Source organism: Streptomyces sp. NPDC087440, assembly GCF_044744005.1.
Lineage (GTDB): Bacteria > Actinomycetota > Actinomycetes > Streptomycetales > Streptomycetaceae > Streptomyces.
Genome location: NZ_JBIUXN010000010.1, coordinates 43,079 through 64,428, shown reverse-complemented (window position 1 = coordinate 64,428; position 21,350 = coordinate 43,079). Strand labels below are relative to the sequence as shown.

General features: G+C 71.1%; 22 protein-coding genes and 1 pseudogene. 17 read left to right on the top strand and 6 right to left on the bottom strand.

Annotated elements, in window-relative coordinates:
• The first annotated feature begins 29 nt into the window (after nucleotides 1–29).
• The 9 genes from ACIO3O_RS20795 to ACIO3O_RS20755 all read left to right on the top strand — a co-directional run bounded on the left by ACIO3O_RS20795 (nucleotide 30) and on the right by ACIO3O_RS20755 (nucleotide 7,571).
• Nucleotides 30–803, top strand: coding sequence for a formate/nitrite transporter family protein (locus ACIO3O_RS20795; protein ID WP_401747862.1), 774 nt, complete (start codon nucleotides 30–32; stop codon nucleotides 801–803).
• 224 nt (nucleotides 804–1,027) lie between these two features.
• Nucleotides 1,028–1,753, top strand: coding sequence for a helix-turn-helix transcriptional regulator (locus tag ACIO3O_RS20790; RefSeq protein WP_401747859.1), 726 nt, complete (start codon nucleotides 1,028–1,030; stop codon nucleotides 1,751–1,753).
• On the top strand, nucleotides 1,750–3,174 hold the full coding sequence (sufB, locus tag ACIO3O_RS20785) for a Fe-S cluster assembly protein SufB (RefSeq protein WP_401747856.1): 1,425 nt from the start codon (nucleotides 1,750–1,752) through the stop codon (nucleotides 3,172–3,174). The genes ACIO3O_RS20790 and sufB overlap by 4 nt, the downstream gene beginning before the upstream one ends.
• Nucleotides 3,175–3,238: 64 nt before the next feature.
• Nucleotides 3,239–4,417 (top strand): Fe-S cluster assembly protein SufD, encoded by a 1,179-nt coding sequence (gene sufD / locus ACIO3O_RS20780; protein WP_401747853.1) that lies wholly within the window; start codon nucleotides 3,239–3,241, stop codon nucleotides 4,415–4,417.
• Entirely contained in the window at nucleotides 4,417–4,734 is a 318-nt protein-coding gene (locus ACIO3O_RS20775; protein WP_189821526.1) for a non-heme iron oxygenase ferredoxin subunit, read from the top strand. Before sufD ends, ACIO3O_RS20775 begins: the two co-directional genes overlap by 1 nt.
• A gap of 7 nt (nucleotides 4,735–4,741) precedes the next feature.
• Entirely contained in the window at nucleotides 4,742–5,506 is a 765-nt protein-coding gene (sufC, locus tag ACIO3O_RS20770; protein ID WP_401747850.1) for a Fe-S cluster assembly ATPase SufC, read from the top strand.
• Nucleotides 5,503–6,759 carry a cysteine desulfurase gene (locus ACIO3O_RS20765; RefSeq protein WP_401747848.1) on the top strand — a complete coding sequence of 419 codons (1,257 nt, stop codon included), beginning with the start codon at nucleotides 5,503–5,505 and terminating at the stop codon, nucleotides 6,757–6,759. The genes sufC and ACIO3O_RS20765 overlap by 4 nt, the downstream gene beginning before the upstream one ends.
• Before the next feature lie 12 nt (nucleotides 6,760–6,771).
• Entirely contained in the window at nucleotides 6,772–7,239 is a 468-nt protein-coding gene (gene sufU, locus ACIO3O_RS20760; protein WP_401747845.1) for a Fe-S cluster assembly sulfur transfer protein SufU, read from the top strand.
• On the top strand, nucleotides 7,236–7,571 hold the full coding sequence (locus tag ACIO3O_RS20755; protein WP_189821522.1) for a metal-sulfur cluster assembly factor: 336 nt from the start codon (nucleotides 7,236–7,238) through the stop codon (nucleotides 7,569–7,571). Before sufU ends, ACIO3O_RS20755 begins: the two co-directional genes overlap by 4 nt.
• Nucleotides 7,572–7,693: 122 nt before the next feature.
• On the opposite strand, the gene ACIO3O_RS20750 is transcribed toward ACIO3O_RS20755, so the two are convergent.
• Nucleotides 7,694–8,707 (bottom strand): hypothetical protein, encoded by a 1,014-nt coding sequence (locus tag ACIO3O_RS20750; RefSeq protein WP_401747844.1) that lies wholly within the window; start codon nucleotides 8,705–8,707, stop codon nucleotides 7,694–7,696.
• 169 nt (nucleotides 8,708–8,876) lie between these two features.
• Here ACIO3O_RS20750 and ACIO3O_RS20745 point away from each other — a divergent pair, with 169 nt between their 5' ends.
• Both ACIO3O_RS20745 and ACIO3O_RS20740 read left to right on the top strand, forming a co-directional pair.
• Nucleotides 8,877–9,932, top strand: coding sequence for a DUF1963 domain-containing protein (locus ACIO3O_RS20745; RefSeq protein ID WP_401747841.1), 1,056 nt, complete (start codon nucleotides 8,877–8,879; stop codon nucleotides 9,930–9,932).
• 73 nt (nucleotides 9,933–10,005) lie between these two features.
• The gene (locus tag ACIO3O_RS20740) at nucleotides 10,006–11,316 is read left to right on the top strand and encodes a hypothetical protein (RefSeq protein ID WP_401747839.1); all 1,311 of its coding nucleotides are present in this window, start codon (nucleotides 10,006–10,008) and stop codon (nucleotides 11,314–11,316) included.
• Here the strand turns inward: ACIO3O_RS20740 and ACIO3O_RS20735 are convergent.
• A complete protein-coding gene (locus ACIO3O_RS20735) occupies nucleotides 11,300–11,788 on the bottom strand; it encodes a MarR family winged helix-turn-helix transcriptional regulator (protein WP_401747837.1) in 489 nt (162 codons plus the stop codon). The genes ACIO3O_RS20740 and ACIO3O_RS20735 overlap by 17 nt on opposite strands.
• Nucleotides 11,789–11,950: 162 nt before the next feature.
• On the opposite strand from ACIO3O_RS20735, the gene ACIO3O_RS20730 reads away from it, so the two are divergent.
• Entirely contained in the window at nucleotides 11,951–12,418 is a 468-nt protein-coding gene (locus ACIO3O_RS20730; RefSeq protein WP_401747834.1) for an SgcJ/EcaC family oxidoreductase, read from the top strand.
• 68 nt (nucleotides 12,419–12,486) lie between these two features.
• Here the strand turns inward: ACIO3O_RS20730 and ACIO3O_RS20725 are convergent.
• Nucleotides 12,487–13,023: pseudogene (locus ACIO3O_RS20725) on the bottom strand (redoxin domain-containing protein); the annotation flags it as partial.
• Between the two features lie 101 nt (nucleotides 13,024–13,124).
• Between ACIO3O_RS20725 and ACIO3O_RS20720 the strand changes: the two are divergent.
• Nucleotides 13,125–14,555, top strand: coding sequence for an MFS transporter (locus ACIO3O_RS20720; protein ID WP_401747832.1), 1,431 nt, complete (start codon nucleotides 13,125–13,127; stop codon nucleotides 14,553–14,555).
• A 10-nt stretch (nucleotides 14,556–14,565) separates the two neighbouring features.
• Entirely contained in the window at nucleotides 14,566–15,555 is a 990-nt protein-coding gene (dapD, locus tag ACIO3O_RS20715) for a 2,3,4,5-tetrahydropyridine-2,6-dicarboxylate N-succinyltransferase (RefSeq protein ID WP_401747830.1), read from the top strand.
• 220 nt (nucleotides 15,556–15,775) lie between these two features.
• On the opposite strand, the gene ACIO3O_RS20710 is transcribed toward dapD, so the two are convergent.
• A complete protein-coding gene (locus tag ACIO3O_RS20710) occupies nucleotides 15,776–16,405 on the bottom strand; it encodes a hemerythrin domain-containing protein (protein ID WP_401747827.1) in 630 nt (209 codons plus the stop codon).
• A gap of 97 nt (nucleotides 16,406–16,502) precedes the next feature.
• On the opposite strand from ACIO3O_RS20710, the gene ACIO3O_RS20705 reads away from it, so the two are divergent.
• Entirely contained in the window at nucleotides 16,503–16,739 is a 237-nt protein-coding gene (locus ACIO3O_RS20705) for a hypothetical protein (RefSeq protein ID WP_401747824.1), read from the top strand.
• Here ACIO3O_RS20705 and dapA read toward each other — a convergent pair.
• Entirely contained in the window at nucleotides 16,730–17,629 is a 900-nt protein-coding gene (dapA, locus tag ACIO3O_RS20700; protein ID WP_401747821.1) for a 4-hydroxy-tetrahydrodipicolinate synthase, read from the bottom strand. The two genes, ACIO3O_RS20705 and dapA, sit on opposite strands and share 10 nt — an antisense overlap.
• A 156-nt stretch (nucleotides 17,630–17,785) precedes the next feature.
• Here dapA and ACIO3O_RS20695 point away from each other — a divergent pair, with 156 nt between their 5' ends.
• Together ACIO3O_RS20695 and ACIO3O_RS20690 are read left to right on the top strand one after the other, a co-directional pair.
• The gene (locus ACIO3O_RS20695; protein ID WP_401747818.1) at nucleotides 17,786–18,412 is read left to right on the top strand and encodes a DUF4232 domain-containing protein; all 627 of its coding nucleotides are present in this window, start codon (nucleotides 17,786–17,788) and stop codon (nucleotides 18,410–18,412) included.
• Nucleotides 18,413–18,646: 234 nt separating this feature from the next.
• Nucleotides 18,647–19,342, top strand: coding sequence for an antibiotic biosynthesis monooxygenase (locus ACIO3O_RS20690; protein ID WP_401747815.1), 696 nt, complete (start codon nucleotides 18,647–18,649; stop codon nucleotides 19,340–19,342).
• Nucleotides 19,343–19,355: 13 nt separating this feature from the next.
• On the opposite strand, the gene ACIO3O_RS20685 is transcribed toward ACIO3O_RS20690, so the two are convergent.
• Nucleotides 19,356–21,212 (bottom strand): endonuclease/exonuclease/phosphatase family protein, encoded by a 1,857-nt coding sequence (locus tag ACIO3O_RS20685; protein ID WP_401747813.1) that lies wholly within the window; start codon nucleotides 21,210–21,212, stop codon nucleotides 19,356–19,358.
• Nucleotides 21,213–21,350: the final 138 nt, after the last annotated feature.

Here is a 21,350-nt window from a genome sequence, read left to right as displayed (position 1 = left end):
GGTTACCGGCCGGTCATAACGTCGACAGCGTGATCAGCATCGCGGAGAACGTCGAGGAGACCGCCCAGCAGGCCGTGCACAAGGCGCACGGGCTGAGGCGTCCGTCGGGCTATCTGATCTCCGCGCTGCTGGCCGGGGCGTACATCGCGGTGGGGGAGGTGCTGCTGCTCACCGCCGTGTCCCCGCTGGTGGCGGCGGGCTCGCCGTGGGTGCGGCTGGTGGAGGGCGCGGTGTTCCCGATCGCGCTGACGCTGGTGATGTGCACGGGGGCGCAGCTCTTCACGTCGAACGTGCTGGTGATGCTGGTGGGGGCGTTCACCGGGCGGACCGGGCGCCGGGCGCTGGCGGGCACCTGGGCGCTGTGCCTGGTCGGGAACCTGCTGGGGACGCTGGGGCTCGCCGCCATGGCGCACGCCGCCGGGGTGACCGCGGCTTCCGGGCCGCGGGCGATGCTGCACGAGATGCTGGCGGCGAAGAACGCGCTCGACGGGGGCCAGCTCTTCTGGCGGGCCGTGCTGTGCAACCTGCTGGTGTGCCTGGGGGTGTGGATGTACTTCCGGATGCGGGGCGAGGTGGCGAAGATCCTGGTGCTCTGGCTGCCGGTGCTGGTGTTCGTGGCGGCGGGCTTCGAGCACTGTGTCGCCGACATGGCCCTGTACGCGCTCGGGCTCTTCGAGGGCTTCTCGACCCCGGGCGAGCTGCTGCGGAACCTGGTCTTCACCGTGCCGGGCAACATCGTGGGCGGAGGCCTGCTGGTCGGCGGCCTGAACTGGTACGTGAGCGGGGCGGTCCGCTCGGGGTGACCGCCTGCGCCTCCGGAGGGGGGCGGGCCCCGTTTTCCATGGCCCCCACAGGGGCCTCACCGGGGGAGTACCCCCAGGTCACACGCGTTCGGAGGGTGCCTCCGGATTGCCTCGCCGGTGATCGTTTCCGCAGGTCAGCTTAGGTTTACCTAAGTGATGCAGTCCACCGATCTTGGTCAAGATCCGGGTTGTCACGCTCAGAAGAATTACGCAACAATGGCGTTGTGAAATACGAAGGCGAGGTCCCCCAGGCGGACGTCGCGACCGGTGAGCGGTCCACCCGCAACCGCGTCGCGCGCTCCATCCTGGACCACGGCCCGTCGACGGTCGCCGACCTGGCGAAGCGCCTCGGCCTCACGCAGGCCGCCGTGCGCCGCCACCTCGACGCGCTCGCCGCCGACGACGTGGTGCAGGCGAAGGAGCAGCGGGTGTACGGCGCGCGTACGCGCGGACGGCCCGCCAAGGTCTTCGCCCTCACCGACTGCGGCCGGGACGCCTTCGACCAGTCGTACGACAAGCTCGCGGCCGACGCCCTGACCTGGATCTCCCGGGCGGCCGGCGGCGGCGAGCAGGGCGAGGCGGCCGTCACCGCCTTCGCCCGCGCCCGGATCGCCGCGCAGGCCCACGCGTACCGCGAGGCCGTCGAGGCCGCGCCCCCCGAGCAGCGCACGGAGGCTCTGGCAAGGGCCCTGAGCGCCGACGGGTACGCTGCTACGGCGCGTAGCGCACCGGTCGGAGAGCAGCTGTGCCAGCACCACTGCCCTGTCGCCCACGTCGCCGAACAGTTCCCGCAGCTCTGCGAGGCGGAGACGGAAGTCTTCTCCGCGCTGCTCGGCACGCATGTTCAGCGGCTGGCCACCATCGCCCACGGCGACGGGGTCTGCACGACGTACATCCCCAAGACCGCACATTCAGCATCAGCAAGCACGGCCGGGAGGAACCCCGCATGACTCTCCCTATCGAGGAGACTGCCCACCCCGAACTCGAGGGCCTGGGTACGTACGAGTTCGGCTGGGCCGACTCCGACGCGGCAGGCGCCGCGGCCAAGCGCGGCCTGTCCGAGGCTGTCGTTCGCGACATCTCATCGAAGAAGAACGAGCCCGAGTGGATGCTGAAGCTGCGTCTCAAGGGCCTGCGCCTGTTCGACAAGAAGCCCATGCCCAGCTGGGGCTCGGACCTGTCGGGCATCGACTTCGACAACATCAAGTACTTCGTGCGCTCCACCGAGAAGCAGGCCGCTTCCTGGGAAGAGCTGCCCGAGGACATCAAGAACACGTACGACAAGCTCGGCATCCCGGAGGCGGAGAAGCAGCGCCTCGTCGCCGGTGTCGCGGCCCAGTACGAGTCCGAGGTCGTCTACCACCAGATCCGTGAGGACCTGGAGGAGCAGGGCGTCATCTTCGTCGACACCGACACCGCGCTGAAGGAGCACGAGGAACTCTTCAAGGAGTACTTCGGCACCGTCATCCCGGTCGGCGACAACAAGTTCGCGTCGCTGAACACCGCCGTGTGGTCCGGCGGTTCGTTCATCTACGTGCCGAAGGGTGTCCACGTCGACATCCCGCTCCAGGCCTACTTCCGTATCAACACGGAGAACATGGGCCAGTTCGAGCGCACGCTGATCGTCGTCGACGAGGACGCCTACGTTCACTACGTCGAGGGCTGCACCGCGCCGATCTACTCCTCGGACTCGCTGCACTCCGCCGTGGTCGAGATCATCGTGAAGAAGGGCGGCCGCTGCCGCTACACGACGATCCAGAACTGGTCGAACAACGTTTACAACCTGGTCACCAAGCGCGCCGTGGCGTACGAGGGCGCGACCATGGAGTGGGTCGACGGCAACATCGGCTCCAAGGTCACGATGAAGTACCCGGCCGTCTACCTGATGGGCGAGCACGCCAAGGGCGAGACCCTGTCCATCGCCTTCGCGGGCGAGGGCCAGCACCAGGACGCGGGCGCCAAGATGGTGCACCTGGCGCCGAACACGTCGTCCAACATCGTCTCGAAGTCCGTGGCGCGTGGCGGCGGTCGTACGTCCTACCGCGGTCTCATCGAGATCGGTGAGGGTGCGCCGGGCTCCAAGTCCAACGTGCTGTGTGACGCGCTGCTGGTCGACACCATCTCCCGCTCGGACACGTACCCGTACGTGGACGTCCGCGAGGACGACGTGTCCATGGGCCACGAGGCGACCGTCTCCAAGGTCTCCGAGGACCAGCTCTTCTACCTGATGAGCCGCGGTCTGACCGAGTTCGAGGCGATGGCGATGATCGTGCGCGGCTTCGTCGAGCCGATCGCCAAGGAGCTCCCGATGGAGTACGCCCTGGAGCTCAACCGGCTGATCGAGCTGCAGATGGAGGGGTCGGTCGGTTAACACCGGCCAACTCCCGTCAGCGGCAACCGACTTCTTGATCCAGAGAGAGAGCTACACGACAGCCATGGCTGAGGCTCAGAACATCCCGGTGGGTTCGACCACTGCCGGTTCCATCGCGGTGGCCGCGGAGTCCACCGTCGCCACCCGCATGAGCGCGCCGCCGTCCTTCGACGTGGCGGACTTCCCGGTGCCGCACGGCCGCGAGGAGGAGTGGCGGTTCACCCCGCTCGCCCGTCTGCGCGGTCTGCACGACGGCACCGCCGAGGCCGGCGGCGAGCTGACCGTCCAGGTCGACGCCCCCGAGGGCGTCACCGTCGAGACGGTCGACCGCACCGACGCCCGCCTCGGCAGGGCCGGCACCCCCGTGGACCGCGTCGCGGCCCAGGCGTACAGCTCCTTCGAGAAGGCCTCGGTCGTCTCGGTGCCCAAGGAGGCCGTGCTCACCGAACCGATCCGCGTGTCGGTGCAGGGCGGCGGCGGTACGGCCTACGGCCACCAGGTCTTCGAGCTCGGCGCGTTCGCCGAGGCTGTCGTGGTCATCGACCACACCGGTGACGGCGTCCTCGCCGCCAACGTCGACTACGTGCTCGGCGACGGCGCGAAGCTGACCGTCGTGTCCGTCCAGGACTGGGACGACAAGGCCGTCCACGTGGCGCAGCACAACGCGCTCGTCGGCCGCGACGCCTCGTTCAAGTCCGTCGTCGTCACCTTCGGCGGCGACGTGGTCCGCCTGCACCCGCGCGTGACGTACGCCGGTCCCGGCGGCGAGGCCGAGCTGTTCGGCCTGTACTTCACGGACCAGGGCCAGCACCAGGAGCACCGCCTCCTGGTCGACCACAACGTCCCGAACTGCAAGTCCAACGTGGCCTACAAGGGCGCCCTCCAGGGCCAGGACGCGCACGCCGTGTGGATCGGCGACGTCCTGATCCAGGCCGCCGCCGAGGGCACGGACTCGTACGAGATGAACCGCAACCTGGTGCTGACCGACGGCGCGCGCGTCGACTCGGTCCCCAACCTGGAGATCGAGACCGGCGAGATCGCCGGAGCGGGCCACGCCTCGGCGACCGGCCGCTTCGACGACGAGCAGCTCTTCTACCTCCAGTCCCGCGGCATCCCCGAGGACGAGGCCCGCCGCCTGGTCGTCCGCGGCTTCTTCGCCGAGCTGGTCCAGCAGATCGGAGTCACGGACGTCGAGGAGCGCCTGCTCGCGAAGATCGACGCGGAGCTGGAGGCTTCGGTCTGATGGCGTTCGTGAAGGTGGCGTCGCTGAGCGAGCTGGAGACCGACACCCCCAAGCGGGTCGAGGTCGACGGCACGCCGGTGTCGCTCGTCCAGACCGAGGGCGAAGTCTTCGCGATCAACGACATCTGCTCGCACGCGAACGTCTCGCTGTCGGAGGGGGAGGTGGAGGACTGTGCCATCGAGTGCTGGTTGCACGGCTCCAGCTTCGACCTCCGCACCGGCAAGCCGTCCGGTCTTCCCGCGACGCGCCCCGTCCCCGTTTACCCCGTAAAGATCGAAGGGGACGATGTGCTCGTCTCCGTCACCCAGGAGTCCTGAGTACCCCATGGCAACGCTTGAAATCCGCGACCTGCACGTCTCCGTCGATGTCGAGAACGGCACCAAGGAGATCCTCAAGGGCGTCGACCTGACCGTGAAGCAGGGCGAGACCCACGCCATCATGGGCCCCAACGGCTCCGGCAAGTCCACCCTCGCGTACTCGATCGCGGGTCACCCCAAGTACACGATCACCAGCGGCACCGTCACCCTCGACGGCGAGGACGTCCTGGAGATGTCCGTCGACGAGCGCGCCCGCGCCGGCATGTTCCTGGCCATGCAGTACCCGGTCGAGGTCCCCGGCGTCTCGGTGTCCAACTTCCTGCGTACGTCGGCCACGGCGCTGCGCGGCGAGGCCCCCAAGCTGCGCACCTGGGTGAAGGAGGTCAAGTCCGCGATGGAGCAGCTCCAGATGGACCCGTCCTTCGCCGAGCGCAACGTCAACGAGGGCTTCTCCGGTGGTGAGAAGAAGCGTCACGAGATCCTCCAGATGGAGCTCATGAAGCCGAAGATCGCCATCCTCGACGAGACGGACTCCGGTCTGGACGTCGACGCCCTGCGCCAGGTCTCCGACGGCGTCAACCGCGTCCGCGAGACCGGTGAGGTCGGCACGCTGCTGATCACGCACTACACGCGCATCCTGCGCTACATCAAGCCGGACTTCGTGCACGTCTTCTCGGCGGGCAAGATCGTCGAGTCCGGTGGCCCGGAGCTGGCCGACCAGCTCGAGGCCGAGGGCTACGAGAAGTACACGAAGGGTGGCGTCACCGCGTGACACAGTTGCCGGGCCTCCTCGACACGGACGCGATCCGCAAGGACTTCCCCCTGCTGGACCGCATCGTCCACGGGGACAAGAAGATCGTTTACCTGGACTCCGCTGCGACCTCGCAGAAGCCGCGCCAGGTGCTCGACGCGCTGAACGAGTACTACGAGCGGCACAACGCGAACGTGCACCGCGGTGTGTACACGGTCGCCGAGGAGGCCACGGCGCTGTACGAGGGCGCCCGCGACAAGGTCGCCGCCTTCATCAACGCGCCGAGCCGCGACGAGGTCATCTTCACGAAGAACGCCTCGGAGTCGCTCAATCTCGTCGCCAACATGCTGGGCTGGGCCGACGAGCCCTACCGCGTGGACCGCGAGACCGAGATCGTCATCACGGAGATGGAGCACCACTCCAACATCGTGCCGTGGCAGCTGCTCTCGCAGCGCACGGGCGCGAAGCTGAAGTGGTTCGGGCTGACCGACGACGGCCGCCTCGACCTCTCCAACATCGACGAGATCATCACCGAGAAGACGAAGATCGTCTCCTTCACGCTGGTCTCGAACCTGCTGGGCACCGTCAACCCGGTCGAGACGATCGTGCGCCGCGCGCAGCAGGTCGGCGCGCTGGTCTGCATCGACGCCTCGCAGGCCGCCCCGCACATGGTGCTGGACGTACAGGCCCTCCAGGCCGACTTCGTGGCCTTCACCGGTCACAAGATGGTCGGCCCGACGGGCATCGGCGTCCTCTGGGGCCGCCAGGAGCTGCTGGAGGACCTCCCGCCGTTCCTCGGTGGCGGCGAGATGATCGAGACCGTGTCGATGCACTCGTCGACGTACGCTCCGGCGCCGCACAAGTTCGAGGCGGGTACGCCCCCGATCGCGCAGGCCGTCGGCCTCGGCGCGGCCGTGGACTACCTCTCGGCGATCGGCATGGAGAACATCGCGCGCCACGAGCACGCGATCACCGAGTACGCGGTCAAGCGCCTCCTGGAGGTGCCCGACCTGCGGATCATCGGTCCGGCGACGGCGGAGGACCGCGGCGCCGCGATCTCCTTCACCCTCGGCGACATCCACCCGCACGACGTGGGCCAGGTCCTGGACGAGGAAGGCATCGCGGTCCGCGTGGGACACCACTGCGCGCGCCCGGTGTGCCTCCGCTACGGAATTCCTGCCACCACGCGAGCGTCGTTCTATCTGTACTCCACACCCGGCGAGGTCGACGCTCTGGTCGACGGCCTGGAGCACGTACGGAACTTCTTCGGTTAAGGGCTGGGGATCGTGAAGCTGGATTCGATGTACCAGGAAGTCATCCTGGACCACTACAAGCACCCGCACGGGCGTGGCCTGCGCGACGGCGACGCCGAGGTGCACCACGTCAACCCCACCTGCGGCGACGAGATCACGCTGCGGGTGAAGTACGACGGGGAGCGCGTCGAGGACGTCAGCTACGAGGGGCAGGGCTGCTCCATCAGCCAGGCCAGCGCCTCGGTGCTGAACGACCTCCTGGTCGGCAAGGACCTCGACCAGGCCCGCAAGATCCAGGAGACCTTCCTGGAGCTGATGCAGTCCAAGGGCACCATCGAGCCCGACGACGCGATGGAGGAGGTCCTGGAGGACGCCGTCGCGTTCGCCGGGGTCTCGAAGTTCCCGGCCCGGGTCAAGTGCGCCCTGCTGAGCTGGATGGCATGGAAGGACGCGACCGCCCAGGCCCTGGGTGAGAGCGAGAAGAAGGAGAAGTCGGCATGAGCGAAGAGACCCTGACGACCAAGCCGGCCTCCGAGGAAGAGGTCCGCGAAGCCCTGTACGACGTGGTCGACCCCGAGCTGGGCATCGACGTCGTCAACCTGGGCCTCATCTACGGCATCCACGTCGACGACGCCAACATCGCGACCCTCGACATGACGCTCACCTCGGCGGCCTGCCCGCTGACCGACGTCATCGAGGACCAGGCCAAGTCGGCCACCGAGGGCATCGTCAACGAGCTCAAGATCAACTGGGTCTGGATGCCGCCGTGGGGCCCGGACAAGATCACGGACGACGGCCGCGAGCAGCTGCGCGCGCTCGGCTTCAACGTCTGAGATCCAACGTCCGAGATTCAGGTCTGAGATTCACGTCTGAGTTTCGCCGTACGTCAGGGGCCTGGCGTACGTACGGCTGTGCCCCCGGTGCTCCTCGCGAGCGCCGGGGGCACAGCCGTTTCTCAGTGCTGCGGGGGCGGGCCGTAGGCAGCCTCGGCGAGGCTGGGGGCCAGGTTCTCGCGGCGGATGCGCTGGTCCACGTACAACAGGCCGATGGCCAGTTGGGGGAAGAAGGTCGTGACGATCTGGCTGACGAAGCTGCCGAGGAGGGTGAACAGCAGATAGCCGCCCATGGACAGGAATACCTGCACCACGGCGGCGTCCTCGCCCACCTGCGAGGTGAGGCCGAGGCCGGGGATCATCGAGAACAGGCCCAGGAAGCTGAACGGCACCTGGATCAGCGAGCTCGCCACCATCGCCATCGCGTACACCAGCAGCGAGATCCCGAAGATCCGCCACCAGGAGCCCTTCACCAGCCGGGCCGAGCGGCGCAGCGCCTGCATCGGGCCCGCCGCCTCGAAGACGGCGACGGAGGGGGCCAGGCTGAAGAGGACCCACAGCCAGATCATCAGCGGCACCAGCAGGAGGCCGAGGCCGAGCCCGACACCGGCCAGGATCTTGGCGAGGTCGCCGCCCTGGTGCTCCACGGCCGCGACCATCAGCGCGACGTACCCGGTCGTGAACAGGGCCATCACCAGGAACGCGGCCAGCCACGGCAGCGCCAGCGTGCCCAGGACCGCCGGAGCACGGCTGATCGCCCTGCGCCACACCACGCCGAAGGTGGTCGGGCGGCCGAGCACCGCCTCCTGGAGCGCGGCGGGCGACGCCGCCTGCGTCATGGCGGTCGCGAACATCATGCACACCATGCCGACGACGGCCACCAGGCCGAAGCCGACGGCCAGCGAGATCACCTCCGAGGCGAGCGCCGCGTTGTCGTCGGCGCGGTCCGCGCGCTCCAGCGCGTCGAAGGTGTCCAGGTGGGCCCAGATCCCCAGGGCCACCGCCCCGGCCGTGACCAGCAGGGCCGCGCCGTACGACAGCACGGCCGTGCCGATCAGCGGCTTCCAGTGACGGCCGAAGGCGGAGAACGTGCCGCCCAGGACATCACTGACCGCGAGCGGGTGCAGCGGGATCACCCCCGGCTGCGGCGGACGCGGGGGAGGCGGGGCCCAGCCGCCGCCCCAGCCGGGGCCGGGAGGGGGGCCTTGGTGGGGGCCGCCGGGGTGTGTCACTGCGTGCTCCGGGTGTCTTGGACGGTCAGGGGCGATGGGGGGTCACCGTATCCGGGTTCGTAGGATCTGCGGAATGGTGGACAGGGGCAGGGAACGGGCCGAGGACATTGCCGGGCTGCGGAAGAAGATCGCGGCGTACGAGCGGATCGCACCGTACGCCGACGAGATCGTGGCCATGGCGGAGTACGGGATCGCGCTGAAGGAGACAGAGGCCGCCGTCTTCAGCCGGGTGGGAGGGGAGCCGGAACTGCCGGAAGGCGTCGGGTGGCCCGGTGAGGCGGACGGGTCGGGGCTGCCCGGCGGGGCGGACGGGTCGGGGCTGCCCGAGGAGGCGGACGGGTCGGGGCGTTGCTTCGTCGCGCAGTTCGACCTGGCGGAGCTGGCCGGGGCGGACGTGATGGGGGCGCTGCCGGGGAAGGGGCTGCTGTACCTCTTCGTGGCGGACCCCGAGTTCTGCGCGGCGGGCACCACGCCGTGCCGGGTGCTGTACTTCCCGGACGCGGAGGCCGCGCGGACGCGGGAGGTGCCGAGCCCGCCGGAGGAGCTGGAGGACGAGGCCGACCGGGAGTTCGCCGAGGACGGGCCCTACCTGGACGAGCCGTACTGCGTCGTCGCCGTCCGCGCGCTGACCGTGCCCGCCCTGCTGGGGACGGCGCTGGCCGAGCGGGGCGTGTTCGGAGCGGAGGAAGAGGAAGAGGGAGAGGAGGACGAGGAGGAGGGGCCGCTCGACCTGACTCCGTACCCGTGGGAGGAGATCGACGCGGAGGCGTACCACCTGACCGTGGGCCCGGTCGAGTGGTACGACATGCTCGGCCATCTGGACGAGCACGAGGAGGACGTACGGCTGAACTGCGCGGTCGACTTCCTCGGCGTCCCCGGCACGAACGGGCGGGCGGGCCGGGATCTGTCCCTGGGGGACGGTGAGCAGGACCCGCGGAGCGTCTTCGGGCAGTGGTGCGCCGTCCCGGGCAACCTGGAGGCGCTGCGGCGCGAGCGTGACGAATGGGTTCCCCTGTTCGAGCTGGGCGCGCAGCCGGGCCTCGGCAGCCCCCTCTACTTCCTGGCCCGGCGCACCGACCTGGCCGCCGGGGACTTCAGCCGGGTGTGGGCGCACTCGACACAGTGGTGACGGGGAGCGTTCTGCTCCGGGCCCTTTCGTCCTAGGTTGTGGCCCAACAGCCGTGCCGTCGAAGGGCGTTGCCATGACACCACCGCCTGCTGTCCCGGTCGTCTCCCTGTCCGCCGACCATCTCTCCGGCGCGGTCGGCGCCACCGCCGACCCGACCGTGCGGGTCCTGATCTCGCAGGCCGGGGCGGACCCCGCCGACCTGTCCGTCGTGGCCGTCGCCTCCTCCGACTCCCGGGTCGCGGGCGCGGGCGACGTCACCGTGCGGGGGCGCGGCGCCGAGCGGGAGGTGGCGGTACGGGCCCGGGGGCGCGGCCTGTGCGACCTCACCCTGCGCGTCACCGGGCTCGGCGGACTGCACGGCACCGCCGTCCTGCGCTACGCCGCGTCGGGGCCGGTGCAACACGCCGCCGACACCCGGTACTTCACCGGCGCGTCCGACGCGTCGGCGGCCGTCGACGTGGGCGGCGGCCATCTCGTCATCGCCGACGACGAGTCCAACACGCTGCGGCTGTACGCACGCGGGGCGTCCGGCGGGCCGCTGCGCACCTGGGACTTCGGGGAGCGGCTCGGGGCACGCAAGGAGATCGACATCGAGGGCGTGGCCCGGGCCGGGGACACCGACGCCGTGTACTGGCTGGGCTCGATGTCCAACAGCAAGGAGGGCAAGCTCCGCCCGGACCGGTCGCTGCTCTTCCGCACCCGGGTACGGGGCGCGGGCTCCGGCGCCGAACTGCTGCTGGACGGCTCCTACCGCGACCTGCGCGCCGACCTGATCGCCTGGGACGAGTCCCGGGGCGGTGAGCTGGGCTTCGCGGCGGGCGCGGCCGAGGGGCGCGGGCCCAAGCGGATCGACGCGTTCAATGCGGAGGGCTTCGAGTTCGCCCCCGGCAGCACGACCGTCGCGTACATCGGCTTCCGGGCGCCGCTGGTGCCGGCGAAGGCGGGCGGCGCGGCCCTGCTCGTACCCGTACTGAACGTGGCGGAGCTGGTCGAAGGGGTGGCGGCGCGGGCCGCGTTCGGCGAGCCGGTGCTGCTCGACCTGGACGGGCTCAGCATCCGCGACCTGCGCCGCAACTCCGCCGACCAGTACCTGATCGTCGCCGGTTCGTGGGCGGCCGACGACAACTCCGACCCGTACGCCCTCTACGCCTGGGACGGGCAGCCGGACCACGGGGCGGCCCGCGTGATGGACCTGCCGACGGGCGACCCGGGCGGCTGGGAGTGCGTCGTGGAGGTGCCGGACCTCGACGTGCCGGGCGCACGCGTGCAGGTGATCGCGGACTGCGGCTCGGCGGACTGGTACGGGACCGGGGTGGCGGCCAAGGACCTGCCGCAGCAGGCGTGGCGGAAGGCGCGGGCGGTGACCTTCACGGTGACGGAGTAGCGGGCTTCCGGGGCGTCCGGGTCTGTGCGGCGGCCTGGTGCAGGGCAGGGGCCGCCTGCTCGAAGTAGCGCTGGAGCACGCGGAGTTCGTCGGGTGTGAAGGCGGCGAGGACCGTGCCGATGTGCTCGCGCACCGGGCCCAGCGAGTCGCTCACCTGCTGTGGCGTCAGCGGCACCGCCTCGACCCCGACGCGGCGGCGGTCGTCGGGGTCGGGGACCCGGCGGGCCCAGCCGTTGCGCACCAGACGGTCGACCAGGCGGGTGGTCGCGCTCTGGGTGAGGCCGATCCGGGTCGCGAGCGCGCCGGTGGTGAGGGGGCCGGAGCGCTCCAGCACGTTGAGGGCGTGGAAGTCGGTGGGGTTCTGGCCCAGGGCGTCGGCGGCGGCCTGCCCGCTGAGGGTCGTGGCGGTGAAGTAGGGGCGGTAGGCGTCGCGCAGGGCGCGGGGCAGGGGGTCGGGGGCGGTGTCGGTCACGGCTGCTCGCTTCCTTCGGGGGCGGGGGCGGGGGCGGGGACGGGGGCGGTGCCGCCGTGCGACGGACCCCTTGCCCATTGCTTGCGCACGTGCATATATTGCATGTGTGCAAGCAACCTTAACCCGCGCCCCCGGGCGAACCCAAGGACTCAAGGAGCAGCCGTGAACATCACGCAGCGCACCACCGACGAGACCGCCGTCCGCGCCCACTTCGAGCGGAACCGGCTGTCCTGGGCCGACACCGCCGCCTTCGGCGCGACCTTCACCGAGGACGCCGACTATGTCACCTTCTTCGGCGGCCGGATGCGCGGCCGGACCGCCATCGAGGAGGGCCACCGGGGCCTGTTCGATGGCGTGTTGAAGGGCTCCCGGCTCTACGCCGAGATCGACTCCGTGACCTTCCCCGCCCCGGACGTCGCCCTCGTCCACTCGCGCGGCGCGGTCCTCAAGGGCAAGCAGACCAAGCCCTCCGCGCGGGCGCTCTCCGTCCAGACGTACGTGCTGGTACGGGACCCGGGCGCCGACGGGGAGTGGCTGATCCGCGCCTTCCAGAACACCCGCAGCCGCCCGCGCGTCGAGGCGCTCAGCAACTGGCTGGCCGACCGCTTCGGGCCGAAGGCCGCCGCGTAACCGCCGAAGTGCGCCGGGGGGCGCTGGACCCTGTGTCCTGCCGGGTGGGGCGCACTGGGCGGGGGTGCTCAGGAGCGCCGTGCACTCGTGACTGCGGCGAGTGCGGACCGTACCCCTTCTTCGATGTCCGTGGTCGCGGGGATCGCGGCGAGAACCGTACGGTCCCGGGCCACCACCAGTGTCGTGCGCCGCAGCCGGGTCACTCCGCCCGCCTCGAAGAGCGGAAGGCCGAGTGCGTCCGCGAGGGCGAGGTCCGCGTCCGAGAGCAGCGGGAAGCGCAGCTGCTCCTTGGCGGAGAAGTCGCGCTGCTCGTGCGGGAGTTGGGTGGAGATGCCGTGGACCGTGGCGCCCGCCGCCGTGAAGAGGGCGCGTTGGTCGCGGTATGTGCACGACTGGCGCGTGCAGCCCTTCGCGCCCGGGATTCCGGCCCAGTCGGACGGGTAGGCGGCGGCGTCGGCGTACGCGCCCGGGAAGCAGTAGAGCACCGTGAACGGGGTGTCGGCGGCGACCGGGTCGCGGCGCGTGCCGTCGGGCGCGGTGAGCAGCAGGTCCGGGACGCGGGCGCCGCGCAGGGCGTGGACGCGTTCGGATTCGGTGGTTGTCGATTCCCGCACGGGACCCCTCGCTTCGGGCGTTAAGGCTTTGACCTTGCGGAAGCGAGAGTGCCATAGTCAGTTTTGAAAAGGAACTGACTGGGGGGCGCGGCATGCTGGGCACGTTCAAGGGCATACCGAGGGCGGTGTGGATGCTGGCGTTCGGCATCTTCTTCAACGCCGTGGTCGCCTTCACCTTCCTCTACCTCTTCGTCTACCTGACGGACGAGCGCGGGCTGACGGTCCCGCAGGCCGGTGTCCTCAGCGGGATCGGCGGGATCGGCCTGGTCGCGGGCAACTTCACGGGCGGCTGGTTCGGGGACCGGTTCGGGCACCGCAGGGCGCTGTTGTGCGCGGCGGTGCTCTCCGGTGCCACGCTGGTGCTGCTGCCGCTCATCCCGGTCGCCGCGCTGTACGGGCTGCTGCCGCTGTGCAACTACGCACAGGGGGCCGTCCGGGCCTGCAACTCGGCGCTGGTCGCGGTCACCGTGCCGGACGCGGTGCGCAGGCAGGGGTTCGCCGTGATGCGGGCGGCGAGCAACGCCGGGTTCACCGTGGGGGCGCCGCTCGGGGCGCTGGTCGCCGGTTCGTTCTCGTACACGGCGATCTTCGTGGCGGACGGCGTCGGGACACTGCTGTTCGCGCTGTACGCGGCGCGGGTGCTGCCCGCGCGCGGCCGGACCCGGCAGAGCGCCCCGGCGGAACACGGGGTCTGGCGGGAGCTGCGGGCGCGGCCCGCCGTCGTGGTGCTGCTCGTCGCGAGCTTCTTCGCGGACATCGTCTACCGGCAGCTCTTCTCGACCTTTCCGGTCTTCCTCGGCGACCACGGCCACACCACCCAGGTGTACGGGTGGCTGTTCGCCATCAACGGCGGCGTGATCCTGCTGCTGGAGCTGCCCGCCGCCGCCGTCCTGCGCAAGCGCTCCCCGCTGGCGATCGTCGGGATCGGGCTGATGCTGGTCGGGCTGGGGTACGGGCTGCTGATGCTCGGGTCGGGGATCGCGATCGCGGCGGCGATGCTGATGCTGCTGACCTTCGGCGAGATCCTCTACAAGACTCCGGCCAACGCGTACGTCGCCGACCAGGCGCCCGCGCACGCGCAGGGCACGTTCCAGAGCCTGTACGCGGGGGTGTCGGTGAGCGGTGTGGTGCTGGCGCCGCCGCTGGGCGGGGCGCTGTACGCGGCGGCGCCGGGGCTGTTGTGGCCGCTGTGCACCGGGGTGGCGGTGCTGGCGGGGGCGGCGGTGGTGGGGGCGGGGAGGCTTTCGGCGGGGCGGGGGCATGTGGGGGGTGGTGCGGCTGCGGGGGACCGGCTGTCCGGGGGTGGCGTGGCTGCGGAGGGTGCGTCACCCGGAGGCGATGTGCCGGTGGAGGGTGGGCCCTATGTGGGCGGCGCGCTTCCGGAGGGTGGGCCTTCCGCAGGCGGTGCGCTTCCGGAGGGTGGGCTTTCCGCGGGCGGTGCGCTTCCGAAGGGCGGGCTTTCCGCAGGCGGCGCGCTTCCGGAGGGCGAGACCGGTTCGCCCGCGCGGGCCGCCGCCGGTTAGGTTTCCTGTCATGACCGATACGACTGCTTCTCGCACCACCGGCGCCGTCGCCGCCGGACTCGCCACCCTCGCCGCCGACGGCACCGTCCTCGACACCTGGTTCCCCGCCCCCGAGCTCGTCGCCGAGCCCGGTCCGGCCGGAACCGAGCGCCTCACCGCCGAGCGCGCCGCCGAACTCCTCGGCGCCTCCGCCCCCAAGGCGCTGGGCCCCGACGCCCGCCGTGGCGTCCAGGTCGTGGCCGTCCGTACGGTCATCGCCTCCCTCGACGACAAGCCGCTGGACGCCCACGACGCGTACCTGCGCCTGCACCTGCTCTCGCACCGCCTGGTGCAGCCGCACGGCCAGAACCTGGACGGCCTCTTCGGCCTCCTCGCGAACGTCGCGTGGACCTCGCTGGGCCCGGTCGCCGTGGACTCGATCGAAGAGGTGCGGCTGAACGCGCGCGCCGAGGGGCTGCACCTTCAGGTGACCTCGGTCGACAAGTTCCCGCGCATGACGGACTACGTCGCGCCGAAGGGCGTCCGGATCGCCGACGCGGACCGGGTGCGGCTCGGTGCGCACCTGGCGGCGGGGACGACGGTCATGCACGAAGGGTTCGTGAACTTCAACGCCGGGACGCTCGGCACCTCGATGGTCGAGGGGCGCATCTCGGCCGGTGTCGTGGTGGGCGACGGCTCCGACATCGGGGGTGGCGCGTCCACGATGGGCACGCTGTCCGGTGGCGGCAACGTCCGGATCACCATCGGTGAGCGGTGCCTCGTCGGTGCGGAGGCCGGGGTCGGGATCGCGCTCGGCGACGAGTGCGTGGTGGAGGCGGGGCTGTACGTCACCGCCGGGACGCGGGTCACGATGCCGGACGGGCAGATCGTGAAGGCGCGGGAGCTGTCGGGGGCGTCGAACATCCTGTTCCGGCGGAACTCGGTTTCCGGGGCGGTCGAGGCGCGGCCGAACAATGCGGTGTGGGGTGGGCTGAACGAGGTGCTGCACAGCCACAACTAGGCGTGGCCGGCGGTACGGGGGCGGGGCCGGGCCTTGGCTGCGGGCCCTGCCCGGTGCCGGGGCTGGGCGGGGGCTCCCGGGGTGGGCCGGGAGCGGGAGGGGCCGCCCCCTTGCCCGCCCGTCCCGCCCCCGGGGGGCGGCCCCGCCGCCCAAGGGGGCTAGGGGGAACGGGGAAGGGGGCGGCCCCGCCGCCCAAGGGGGCTAGGGGGGAGCCGGGGCCCTACTGGTAGTTGAAGCGGGCGATGGGGCCCAGGAGTTCGCGTTCCTCGTAGGCGAAGTGGGAGAGGAGCGTGTCGCTCAGGAGGTCCAGGGTGTCGCGGAGCGGGGTGAAGTCGCCCGGGTGCGTGACCAGGTGGATCAGGGCCTTGTCGACGTCCTCCAGGAGGCCGTGGATGGCGAGGTGTTCGGCGTTCAGCCGGTCGAGCACCGGGGTCAGGTCCTGCTGCGCGGCCGCCAGGTAGGGAAAGATCGAGTCCGTCTCCATGGTGTGGTGGCCGGTCATGCCCAGGCACTGCTTCTGGCAGATGCCGCCCAGTGCCCAGTTGTTCGCCCGGATCGCCATCCGGTTCAGGTCGTCGCGGGCGTCGGCGATGGACCGTACGCCCTCCTCCACCTGGCGCAGCGTCTCGCGGACCTGCCGCATCTCCCTGCGGTACATGTCGTGCATCTCGCGGAAGTGCTTCGCGGCGGCCAGTTCCCGGGAGCCGAAGACCGCCGAGTCGTCGGGCTCGGGCGCGCTGGGGCGGGTCGGCTCGTCCAGCACCGAGCGGTCGCTGAGCCGCTCGGCGGGCGGGGAGGCCGGGACCAGCCCGGTGCGTCGGGTCAGCCAGAACTCGTCGGTGTCGCTCATGGCCCATATGAAACCCGAATGTGGTGGTTCGCGCCGCTTGTGGCGGGAGGGGATCGCTCAGCGTGACCTCTGGGCCGTACGAGTGGTTAAGCCGATCATGAATCAGCCGATCATGCGCACGGCCCTCGTCGCCGCCGCAGCCCTCGCCCTCCCGGTCCTCGCCGCCCCCGCCGCGCACGCCGACGAGACGCACGAGAACGCGCACAACGCCCCCCGGGTGTCCCTGCTGAACACCGGGCAGATTGACGACCCCCTGGAGGATGTGCTGGAGCATGCGGCGGTCCTCGGGCGGACGTACGTGGTGGAGGGGGCGGAGGCGCCCGATCAGTCCTGACGCGTCAGCTCCTCGTACGCGGCCAGCAGCCCGTCGACCACCTCGGTGGCGGCGGGCTGCAGCGGTTCGCGGACCGGACCGGCGGGCAGCCCGGTCGCGTTCAGGAGGGCCTTCGCGGTGACCGTGCCGGGCAGGCCGGACGCCATCATCAGCTCGGAGAGGGCGAGGGTGCGGTGGTGCAGGCGGGTGGCCGCCGCCACGTCGCCGCGCGCGTACGCGTCCAGGGGGGCCCGCATCGCCTGCGGGGCGACGTTCGCGACCGTGCTGATGAAGCCCGTGCCGCCGACCGCGCGCAGCGGCAGGTTCGTCTCCTCGCAGCCCGAGTAATAGGCGAGGTCCGTGCGGGAGAGGACCTTCGCGCTGCCCAGGAGGTCGTACGCGCAGTCCTTGACGCCCACGATGCGCGGGTGGTCCGCCAGCCGGAGCAGGGTCTCGACCTCGATGCGCACACCGGTGCGGCCGGGGATGTCGTAGAGCACGACCGGGATGCCGACCGCGTCCGCGACCCGGCGGAAGTGCGCCTCCAGGGCCGCCTGCGGGGGGCGGCTGTAGTACGGGGAGGCCACCAACAGGCCGTCGGCGCCCGCGTGTTCGGCCGCGCGGGCCAGCTCCACGGTGTGCGCGGTGTGCGCGGTGCCGACCCCGGTGAGCAGGGGGACGTCCGGGCCGACCGCCTCGCGCACCGCCCGCAGCAGGGCGGTCTTCTCGGCGTCGGTGGTGGTGGGGGACTCGCCGGTGGTGCCGTTCAGGACCAGGCCGTCGCAGCCGCCGACGGAGACGAGGTGGTCGGCCAGCTTCTGCGCGCCGGTCAGGTCGAGGGTGTCGCCGGTGGGCGAGAACGGCGTGATCATCGCGCAGAGGGCGCGGCCGAGGGCGGCGGGGGTCGTCATGGGTGCAGTCTCGGGCGTACGCACTGTTCAGGTCCACTTAGAACTTCTCCGCTCGAAAGGTAAGCGGACGTGGACGGTCGTTCCGGATCTGGCATGATCCCGGCAGGGCGGGGTTCGGGGTGCGGGATGGTCGCGCGGGGTCAGGGGAGTGGTGGAGTGGATTTCCGTACGGGTGCGAAGTGGGGCGCGGCGGCGCTGTTCGGGGCGCTGGTGCTCACCGGCTGCGACGGCTTCCTGGTCCCTTCGGGCGAGGGGGAGCAGCGGCCCACGCGGAGCGCCGGGACGCCGTCGCCCTCGGCCACCCCGACGGCCCCCGCCCGGCCGAGCGCGCCGCCGCAGGGCGTGGCGCCGCCCGCCGGGGCGACGTACAGCCCGCCGGTCACGCACGACTGCTACGCCGGGGTGCGGGTGGACATGGGCGAGATCCAGGCGGCCCTGTCGCACCGGTCGGCCGAAGTCACCCTCACCAACTGCGGCAACGTGCCCTACAAGCTCTCCGGCCGCCCCGATGTGCGGGCGTTCGCCGCCGACGGCCGGGTCCGTGACATCGAGGTGGACGTCCGGGAGGAGGGCAAGCGGGCGGACGCGGTGGTGATGCTGCCGCCGGGCGGGGTGGCGTACTCGCGGCTGGACTGGCGGCCGTACGACGGGGTCGAGAAGGCGCAGGCGCTGGAGATCGCGGCGGGTCCCGGCTTTCCGGCGCGCAGCTTTGCGCTGGAGGGTGATGTGCAGATGGTCGACGCTTTCGACGTGACGCCGTGGGCCGTGGCGCGGCCGGAGTGAGGCAGCCGCTGGAGGCGGTTTCCCCGTGCAGGGGGCGTTGGGTTTCGGTCCCGTGCGGGTGTGTCGTGGTTGCTCGCGCAGTTCCGCGCGCCCCTGGAGCCCGCTGCGGGACGCGGACGGTGTGGTGCGCCCCGAAGGCGCAGGCAACCCGCTTGACCTCAGGCGTGCTTGAGGTTTCAGGATGATCTCCGAAGCGCTCGGGGGAGGTCCGGGCGCGGGAGCGAGGAGGCCGTCATGGCCGTAGCAACCGTCAACGCCCGTCCGGACCTGATGCGTTCGGGCGTCGGCGTCGTCAAGGTCAGTACCTGGGACGTGGGATCGCCGGAAGGTCAGCGGGCCGCCGTCGACGCGATCGAGAAGGCGTGGCTGTCGCGCGAGTGGCCCGAGCGGGGGCCGCTGTCGTACAGCGTGTACGTCGGCGAGGACGGCCGGACGCTGCTGCACTACAGCCAGTGGGCGAACGAGGGCGCCTACCAGGCGTTCTTCGCCCGGGGGCGCGACGAGCGGAACGACGAGATCGACGCCGCCGTGCCGGGGGTGCGGCGGCTCGGGCTGCACGCGTACGAGCTGTACCGCAGCAGTGTCACCGCGGGCGACGACCGTCTGCCGGGCAGTGTCGCCGTCGTCGAGGTGGACTTCGAGGCGCCCGACCCGGCGCGGGCGCGGGAGTGGGTGGACACCGTCTTCGCGGCGTCCGACGCCGGGGGAGGGGCGGGGGACGGCGGGCTCTCCGCGCACTTTCACGTGGGCGCCGACGGATCCCGGGTCCTGAACTTCGCCGAATGGGTCGACGCCGCCTCGCACGCCGCGATGATGAACGCGCCGGGGGAGACCCCCGAGGCGTGGCGGCGCGTCCATGAGTTCCCCGGGGTGACGACCCGTCACATACGGCGCTACACCCCCGCGTTGAGCTTCAGTGCGGGGGCGTAACACCTGAAGGGCACTACGGGCGGAAGCGGAGCACCTGCGGGTCGTGGTCGCTGTTCTGGTCGGCGAACTCCGCGTTGATGTGCACGCTGTCGTACGCGAAGTCGTCGATCGCGGGGCTCGTCAGGATCTGGTCCAGGACCTGGGTGTTGCCCTGGAAGACGTAGGAGTAACGCTCCGAGCGGGGCAGGGACTTCACGGCGGCGCGCAGGGCCCCGCCGTCCGTGAGGGCCTTCGTCGTCGCGGAGAACTCGAAGTCGTTGATGTCGCCGAGGACCAGGACGTTCGCCCTGCGGTCCGCCTTCAGGACGCCCTTGACGAAGGTGTTCACCGTCTGCGCCTGCTGGAGGCGGCGGACCTCCGAGGAGCGGACCGGCGGCTGGTGGTGCGAGGTCAGGGCCTCGTCGCCGCCCTTGGAGCCGAAGTGGTTGGCGATCACGATCACCGGCTCGCCCCGGAAGCGGAACTCGGCCGCGAGGGGCTTGCGGCTGTCCGTCCAGGCGGCGTTCGCCGGGTCGATGCGGCCGGGGGAGAGGGTGAGTGCCGCGTCCCGGCCCGAGCGGACGACGCCCGTGGCGGTCGTGGCGTCGCCGCCCGGGCGGTGGGTGAAGGAGACCCGGGCCGGGTTGTAGAGGAAGACCTGGCGGATGTTGCCGCCGGGCTCGCCGCCGTCCTTGTTGTTCTCCGGGTCGACGGAGGTCCAGGAGTACGCCGGGCCGCCCGCCGCGACGATCGCGTCCGTGAACTTCTTGACCGTGGCGGCGCTGCTCACCGTGCCGTCGTTCTTCGCGCCGTTGTCGTCCTGGATCTCCTCCAGGGCGACGATGTCGGGCGAGGCGAGGTTCTCCACGACCGCCTTGGCGAGGGCGTCGAACTTCTCCTGCGGGTCGGTCGGGTCGAGGTTCTCCACGTTGTACGTGGCCACGGCCAGTTCGCCCTTGCCCTGCTTGCGGGTCTTCTCGCGTTGCAGGCCCCGGTCGACGACCTTGCCCAGGGACTGGGCGGTGAGCGTGTAGCCGCCGTACTGGTTGAAGTCGAGCGGGCCGGTCGCACCGCCGGACAGCACGTCGCCGACGTTCGCCTTCGGGAACGGCTGCTGGGCGAGCGGGGCCAGCTGCTGGATCTGTATGCGGCCGGTGTTCTGGGCGGCGTACGAGCCGTAGACGGTGCCGCCGCGGCGGTTGTCGTTCTCCTGCGGCTTGACCGTCACCCACAGCTCGGCGTGCGCGTCGGTCGCGCCGACCACGCGGGAGGTGCCGACGCGGACGTTCTGGCCCTCCAGGGACTCGTAGTAGTCCAGGGCGTAGCGGCGCGGGTTCAGGGTCAGGCCGTTGATGCTGCCGCCCGCCGCCGGGTCGCCGTCCGGGGTGTAACGCGAGGGCACGGTACGGGAGGTGATGAGCACCGGTGCCGGGACCGCGTTGCCGGAGGACAGGACCGTCACCGTCGGCTTCGAGAGCTGGGTGAGGGACTGGTTGCCGGAGTTCAGGCCGCCCGGGACGTACTCGGTGACCGTGCCCGACACCTTCACCGCGTCGCCGACCGCCACGGTCGGGTTGGAGGAGGTGAAGACGAAGACGCCCTCACTGGTGGCGGCGTTGCCGTCGCCCTTCGGGTCCTGGAACCAGAAGCCCTTCGAACCGTACGTACGGACTCCCGTGATGATGCCCTCGACGTCGGCGACCTGCTTGCCGGCGAGCGGGGAGACCCGGGTGGAGCCCTGGATGTCGTGGATGCGGACCGGGGCGGCGGCCGCGTCGTCGGCGGAGGCGGAGCCTGCGGCAGAAGCGGTGCCGGTGAGCAGGCCCGCGGCGAGGGCCGTGGTGAGGAGGGTGGCGACCGCGGTGGTTCTCGGCAGGGAGCGGGACGTCATCAAAGGACTCCGAGGGTGAGGGCAGCTGTGCGCGGACGACGGAGGTCCGCGCGGAAGAGTTCTACGCGCGTCAATCTCTTTCCTGCGCACGGGTGTTGTCAAGGCTCCGCGAACGAGCGGACGGTGCACAAAACCTGA